At 54.7% G+C, this 4175-nt stretch carries 8 protein-coding genes and 1 pseudogene; all 9 read left to right on the forward strand.

The features are described from left to right. Positions 1-292, forward strand: a pseudogene (locus tag AC4PR2_RS27840) (Mu transposase C-terminal domain-containing protein); the annotation flags it as partial. Between the two features lie 69 nt (positions 293-361). Next, complete coding sequence (locus AC4PR2_RS27845) at positions 362-1297, forward strand: AAA family ATPase (protein ID WP_492175909.1); 936 nt, start codon at positions 362-364, stop codon at positions 1295-1297. 13 nt (positions 1298-1310) lie between these two features. Then, complete coding sequence (locus AC4PR2_RS27850) at positions 1311-1742, forward strand: hypothetical protein (protein ID WP_492175910.1); 432 nt, start codon at positions 1311-1313, stop codon at positions 1740-1742. Next, on the forward strand, positions 1726-1950 hold the full coding sequence (locus AC4PR2_RS27855; protein WP_492175912.1) for a hypothetical protein: 225 nt from the start codon (positions 1726-1728) through the stop codon (positions 1948-1950). Before AC4PR2_RS27850 ends, AC4PR2_RS27855 begins: the two co-directional genes overlap by 17 nt. An 83-nt stretch (positions 1951-2033) precedes the next feature. Next, the gene (locus tag AC4PR2_RS27860; protein WP_492175913.1) at positions 2034-2300 is read left to right on the forward strand and encodes a host nuclease inhibitor protein; all 267 of its coding nucleotides are present in this window, start codon (positions 2034-2036) and stop codon (positions 2298-2300) included. Further along, positions 2293-2562: a hypothetical protein gene (locus AC4PR2_RS27865; RefSeq protein ID WP_492175914.1), complete on the forward strand. Its 270-nt coding sequence runs from the start codon at positions 2293-2295 to the stop codon at positions 2560-2562. The genes AC4PR2_RS27860 and AC4PR2_RS27865 overlap by 8 nt, the downstream gene beginning before the upstream one ends. Positions 2563-2573: 11 nt before the next feature. Next, entirely contained in the window at positions 2574-3098 is a 525-nt protein-coding gene (locus AC4PR2_RS27870) for a host-nuclease inhibitor Gam family protein (protein ID WP_492175915.1), read from the forward strand. A 102-nt stretch (positions 3099-3200) separates the two neighbouring features. Next, the gene (locus AC4PR2_RS27875) at positions 3201-3704 is read left to right on the forward strand and encodes a hypothetical protein (RefSeq protein ID WP_492175917.1); all 504 of its coding nucleotides are present in this window, start codon (positions 3201-3203) and stop codon (positions 3702-3704) included. After that, entirely contained in the window at positions 3701-4165 is a 465-nt protein-coding gene (locus AC4PR2_RS27880) for a winged helix-turn-helix domain-containing protein (RefSeq protein ID WP_492175918.1), read from the forward strand. Before AC4PR2_RS27875 ends, AC4PR2_RS27880 begins: the two co-directional genes overlap by 4 nt. Positions 4166-4175: the final 10 nt, after the last annotated feature.

The raw sequence follows: 4175 nt of genomic DNA on the forward strand, positions 1-4175 counted from the left end.
GCTGGCCTTCCCGGTCACGGCGGAATACCACAACCGCCAGCAGCGCATCAAAGGGATGCGCAAACGTGGCGAAGAGAAGGTGGCGCTGGCCGAGGCCGAGAACAACCAGACCCTGCCGGCTCCCACCGAGAATGCGCCCTTACCGGTCAACGTTTACCGGTCTGTCGGTAACGTGGCGGTGAAGCAAGCCGTAGAGATTGACGAAGAAGAGGACGCTGCGCGTCAGGAGAGTTTCCAGCGCGGCGTGGACTGGCTGGCAGAGCAGCAAAAGAAGCGTAACCCGCTGATATGACAAAGCCTGCGGCGAGGCAGGCTTTGGATACTTAGTTAACATGAGTGCAAGGAAAATGCAGGAGGAACTATGCACCAGATAGACGACATACGCAACAAAATCAGTCAGGTTATTGAAAATGAAGGCCTGACCCAGCAGCAGATCGCCCGCGGCTGCGGGATTTCCCCGGCAACGCTCTCGGCGTTCGTCGACAACAAATACAAAGGCAATAACGACAAGATAGCGCAGACCCTGGCCGACTGGCTGGCGGATCACCAGCAGAAAAGCACGCTGTTTGAGCCGCCGCGTTTCGTGGAAACTCAAACCGTGAAACAAATTTGGAAGGTGTTTCAGTATGCCCAGCTTGCGGAGTGTATCAGCGTGGTGGCGGGCAACCCAGGCGTGGGCAAGACCGAGTCCGCGCGCCGTTACAGCGAAAAGGCCAATGTCTGGCTGATGACCGCGGCCCCGTCCTGCGCCACCGTCACCGAATGCTTGGTTGAGCTGGCGGATACGCTGGGGATCGAGGGCTGTCCGCGCCGTAAAGGTGACCTGGCGCGCGCTATTCGCAAACGCCTGCGCGGCACCGCCGGGCTGGTTATTGTCGATGAAGCCGATCACCTGACGATGGAAACGCTCGAAGAGCTGCGCTCCATTCAGGATGCCACGCAGGTCGGCATGGTGTTGATCGGTAACCTGCACACGTTGTCGCAAATGACCGGTGGCGGTCGGCGGCCGGTCGAACTGGCGCGGCTATTTAGCCGTATCGCCAAGCCTGAGCGCATTCTCAAGGCCAAAAAAGCCGATATTCGCGCGATTGCCGATGCCTGGGAAATCAGCGGTGAACAGGAGCGCGCACTGCTCATGGGGATTGGTGAAAAAACCGGGGCATTGCGCATTCTGAACCATACGCTGCGCCTGGCCTATGTCACCGCCTCTGGCGAAGGCCGCACTATGACCGAGGACGACATTCGCACCGCCTACAAGGCACTGAACGTCGACAGCGAACTGTTTAACACCCATTAAAAGGAGCGTCACAATGAGCAAATTAGCGTTACGGCGGGAAATCCGGGCATTGCGCCGCTTTGCTGACAATGCCACGGCCCTGCAGGGGCTGCCGGACTACCTGCTGATCATCCGCAGTCACGGTGGTTATACCGTTTTCTTTGACCGTTACGCCCTGTTGGCGGATTGCCTGCCGGACGATCAGCGGATACGGATGAATAACTCCTACTTTGATGTTGATACCTGGGAAAGACTGAAGCTGTCGTTTGAACTGGCGCCGGGCCACGAACGGGAGCATTGGTACTTATTCTGGTGCCTGTATCGCGTGCTGATGTCCGGTGCAGCGATCATGACAGAAGACGGCCCGTGTACCCTGCAGACGCTGGTTGAAGATGCCGCTGACTTGTCAAAGCCCGTACTCGACCAGGTGCGTAAAGAGGGGAGCCGCCATGTTAAACATGTTTGAAGCTATTCAGGCTGCCCGCAACCTGTGCGAAGGCGCCGGCGCCCAGGTATTACGCGAAAAACGCCGCCGTGTTCGTCCTGTGATGGAAATCACGCCGCCGGCGTATCCGATTGCCGATCGCACCATCGAGATTTGTGTCGATACTGACGGCTTGCGCCGCCACGTACATGCCGCTCGCGTACATGGCTGCCTGGTGTATTGGGAGTGACCATGAGCGAGGACGATTTTATCGTAATTCTGTTTTTTATCATCATCCCGTTAATTATCGGGGCGCAAAAAAGGAAGTAACGAATGAGAAAAATATTTGCTTATGCCTGGGCATCAGGACTCATTGAGTTCGGTACAACATATCCTGATGGTGCGCTGCCGATTTATTCCGGCGAGGAAGCACCATTGCGGGAAGCAGTGATGATTAGCGCCCGGCATTCCAGAATCAATGACGACATGCTGGTTCCGGGTATCCCTGAGGCCGCAAACCAGCGAGAAGCGCTGGACGCGCTCATAAATTTCTCTGACTACATTAAAGCCACTTATTTGAGGTTAAATAACCATGCCTAAAATTACTTTCGAATTTAATGAATCACCGGCCACCTTCGTTAAAGAAGCTGGCGTTACCGGCATTCCTGTGAATGTCAATGTCAGCGTTGATGGACTCAATCGCGATAATCCCGGCCATGCCGAGCAACTTATCGCCATTCTGCACAAAGCGGCTCCAGACATCATTAAAGCCGTCAGCGACCTTTATCTGGAAAAACGCAGGGCTGCTGGAGATGTAGAGGCTAAAGGCTCGTTTTATAAATCATCGTCAACCACACATTAATCGGAGTAAAAATGGCCGCTAAAGTTAAACGTATCAAGAGCGCTGCTGCGGTATACGTACCGCAAACCAAGGAAGACGTTACCTGCGATATTCGCAAGATTGGCGATTTGCAGCGCGAGATGATCCGCCTCGAAACACAGATGAACGACCAAATAGGCGCGATCACCCAGCAATACGCGCCACAACTTGATGAAATACGTAAAGACCTCGACTTGCTGCAAAAAGGCGTACAGGCTTGGTGTGAGGCCAATCGTGCCGAGTTGACCAACAACGGCAAATCGAAAAGCGCTAACCTGGTGACAGGTGAGGTGCAGTGGCGTAATCGCCCGCCGTCGGTGGGTATCCGCGGCATGGACTCAGTGATTGAAACCCTGTTACGTTTAGGGCTTGACCGGTTTATTCGCCGTAAAGAGGAAATTAACAAGGAAGCTATTCTCAACGAACCTGCGGCCGTGAGTGGTGTCGCAGGTATTACCGTTAAAACGGGCATTGAGGATTTTGCGATTATTCCCTTTGAACAAGATGCTGGGGTGTAATTAATCAACGAATAATAGCATTTTAAATTCGACTTATTATTTATTAATTATTGGCGCTCGCGTCATGGGATCGTGCGCGCCTAATTCTACCGAGGACATATTATGTCAGTGAATGAACATTTAATTTACGATGCCGCGCTGGCGCGCTGGGGCCACGACAAACAGGTATTAAAAACCATCGAAGAGTGCGGCGAGTTGGCCGGCGCGCTGAGCCGTTTCCTCTCGCAGGGCCAGAACGTTCGCCAAGTGTGCGAAGAGGCCGCCGATGTCGAGATCATGCTCGGACAACTGCGTTTTAACGGACTGAGGTCGATGGTGGAAGACGAAAAAAACCGCAAACTCTCGCGCCTCTCGCAGCGCCTGCTGGCACAAGCAGAACCAGAGATAGCTGAACTGAGACCAAATATTGCCGGCACCTTCAATTACGCATTAGACGACATTGAGCAGGCGCAGGCTCTTTATCACCGAGGATTCGGAACCGCAGCCGACAAACGCCGGGCGGCGCAGTTTATCCGCCGGGCTATCGGCCAACTATGGCAGGTGGCGCAACACTGCGTCAGTGAAGCGCAACGCACTGAAGCCAAGTTACAGGAGCAGCAAAAATGACAACGACATACCTGAAAACGGTTCTTGAACTGCTTCATGTTACGCCGCGACTGACCTGTAGCGAACTTGCCGATCGCATCGGCATTAAGCCGATGGCACTTATCGACACGTTGCGCCGCGCCGTCCTCGATGGTGTTTTGAGCGAGCTTAACGGGCTGTATGCGCTCAGCTGCCCATCGACCAGCCCGCGCCCCTCTTATCCCTGGGTTGAAGGCCGGCTGATGCCGTCCTGGGTGACGTTGCTGGCCTCCGGCCCCAGGGGGTGCGAGAGCGTCTATGTGGTCGCGGAGACCAGCACCCGATTACAAGAGAAAGACGGTTACCCGCCTTTCGTTCTGGCGTCACTTGATATTCGCCTGGCGCGCTGCATCTGCGCCAGCACCGGGCAAGATATCAGCGCTCACATAGTGCGTTACCTGCCGTTTGATCATGCCGACATCCCACGGGAGGCTAAAGCATGAACCAAAATAT

Source organism: Serratia sp. A07 (genome assembly GCF_058725505.1).